Annotated in this window: 4 protein-coding genes; all 4 read right to left on the bottom strand. The window is 73.2% G+C overall.

Annotated features, from left to right (window positions below):
* Window positions 1-538 (bottom strand): flavoprotein (locus HGA02_RS17505; RefSeq protein ID WP_281357213.1); only part of this gene is annotated, 538 nt, incomplete at its 3' end.
* 11 nt (window positions 539-549) lie between these two features.
* Complete coding sequence (gene rpoZ / locus HGA02_RS17510) at window positions 550-813, bottom strand: DNA-directed RNA polymerase subunit omega (RefSeq protein ID WP_013771129.1); 264 nt, start codon at window positions 811-813, stop codon at window positions 550-552.
* A gap of 68 nt (window positions 814-881) precedes the next feature.
* Window positions 882-1,451: a guanylate kinase gene (gene gmk / locus HGA02_RS17515; RefSeq protein WP_124343481.1), complete on the bottom strand. Its 570-nt coding sequence runs from the start codon at window positions 1,449-1,451 to the stop codon at window positions 882-884.
* Window positions 1,452-1,494: 43 nt separating this feature from the next.
* Window positions 1,495-1,806, bottom strand: a complete 312-nt coding sequence (gene mihF / locus HGA02_RS17520; protein ID WP_124343482.1) for an integration host factor, actinobacterial type — start codon at window positions 1,804-1,806, stop codon at window positions 1,495-1,497.
* Window positions 1,807-2,058: the final 252 nt, after the last annotated feature.

The raw sequence follows: 2,058 nt of genomic DNA on the forward strand, positions 1-2,058 counted from the left end.
CGAGGAGGTCGCGCGGGCCGACGAGCGCGAGGGCTGCCGCCGCGATCTCCTCGGGCTCGGGCAGCCGCCCGGGGCCCGTGTCGGCGCCCGTCAGCCGGCCGCTCGCGGGGTCGAGCACGTGCACGCCGCGACGGCGCAAGGTCTCGACGTTCGCGACGGTCGCGGCGTGCTCCCACATCTCGGTGTGCATCGCCGGCGCCATGAGCACCGGGCAGCGCGCCACGAGCAGGGTCGCGGTGAGCAGGTCGTCGGCGCGGCCGGTCGCGGCCCGCGCGAGCAGGTCCGCGGTCGCGGGGGCGACGACGACGAGGTCCGCCGTCTTGCCGACGGCGACGTGCACGACCTGGTCGACGTCCTCGAAGACGTCGGTCGTCACGGGCTGCCCGGACAGGGCCTCCCACGTCGCGCGCCCGACGAACTCCAGCGCGGCGACGGTCGGCACGACGCGCACGTCGTGCCCCGCCTCACGGAAGAGGCGCAGCAGCAGCACCGCCTTGTACGCGGCGATGCCGCCCGCGACGCCCAGGACGATCCGCATGGGGCGGTGCCTCAGCCCTCCGTGGCCTCGGAGGTCAGCAGGCCGGCGTCGATCTCGCGCATCGCGATCGACAGGGGCTTCTCCTGCGGGCGCGTGTCGACGAGCGGGCCGACGTACTCGAGCAGGCCCTCGTTGAGCTGCGAGTAGTACGCGTTGATCTGGCGGGCGCGCTGCGCCGAGTACAGCACCAGGGCGTACTTCGAGTCAGCGCGCTCGAGGAGCTGGTCGATCGGCGGGTCGGTGATGCCCGTGGGGGCGGCGACGGTTCCGGACACGATGGTCTCCCGTGAGGTCGATGGGGGGGTGCGGCGCGGAGGCCGCGGGGCGGAGCCTGCCCACGATCCTACCTGGTCGCGATGCCCATCACCCGGACCAGCTCGTCCGTGGCCCGGTGCACGTCGTCGTTGACGATCACGGTGTCGAACTCCGACTCGGCCGCGAGCTCCACGCGGGCCGTCGCGAGGCGCCGCTCGCGCTCCTCCGCGTCCTCGGTCCCCCGCCCGACGAGCCGGCGCTCGAGCTCGGCGAACGACGGCGGGGCGAGGAACACGAAGTGTGCGTCCGGCATGGACGCCCGCACCTGGCGGGCGCCCTGCAGGTCGATCTCGAGGAGCGCCGGCTCACCGGCGGCGAGCCGACGCTCGACGGGCTCACGAGGAGTGCCGTACCGGTTGCGTCCGTGGACGACCGCCCACTCCAGCAGGTCGCCGTTCTCGACCATGCGGTCGAACTCGTCGACGCTGACGAAGTGGTAGTGCACCCCCTCGACCTCGCCCGGTCGCGGCGGCCGCGTCGTCGCGGACACCGACAGCCAGACCTCGGGGTAGCGCGTGCGGACGTCGGCGGACACCGTGCCCTTGCCGACGGCGGTGGGTCCGGCGAGAACGGTCAGCCGGGCGGGCGTCGTCGTCATGGGTGGTGCGGTACTCCTCGTGCGCAGCGGTGACGGGCGACCGTCACCCGAAGCGGTCGACGAGCGCCTTCACCTGGTGGGGTCCGAGGCCGCGGACGCGCCGCGTCTCCGAGATGCCGATCTCGGAGATGATCGCACGAGCCTTGACCTTGCCCACACCGGGCAGGGACTCGAGGAGCGCGAGCACCTTGAGCTTGCCGATCGTCTCGTCCTTCTGGCCCTGCTCGATCACCTCGGACAGGGTGCCCTGCGAGTACTTGAGGCGGTTCTTGACCTCGGCACGGGCCTGCCGGGCGGCGGCGGCCTTCTGGAGCGCTGCGGCTCGTTGTTCGGGAGTCAGCGGAGGAAGAGCCACGCGCGTCACCTTCTCGTCAGTGGGCCAGCGATCTCGACGGATGCGCAGGATCGTGACAACGAAACTAGCGAGGCCCACCGAGGTCGGCAACGCGGACGCGCCGGAGCGACCTGCGAGGACGCCCCTTCGGGCAACCATCCCACGAGTGCCCGGGGCGCCTGCGCGCGCACGCTGCCGCACCGGCACCCGGGGTCCTCGGATGCCGGTGCGGCGGCGGTGTGGCTCAGGCGAGCGCGGCGGCGGCCTCGTCCG

Origin of the sequence: Cellulomonas septica, from assembly GCF_012396155.1 — a bacterium.
Classification (GTDB): Bacteria; Actinomycetota; Actinomycetes; order Actinomycetales; family Cellulomonadaceae; genus Cellulomonas; species Cellulomonas septica.

Excerpts from the sequence above, each read along its gene's own strand:
- gmk (WP_124343481.1), bottom strand. The coding sequence starts at position 1,451 with ATGACGACGACGCCCGCCCGGCTGACCGTTCTCGCCGGACCCACCGCC.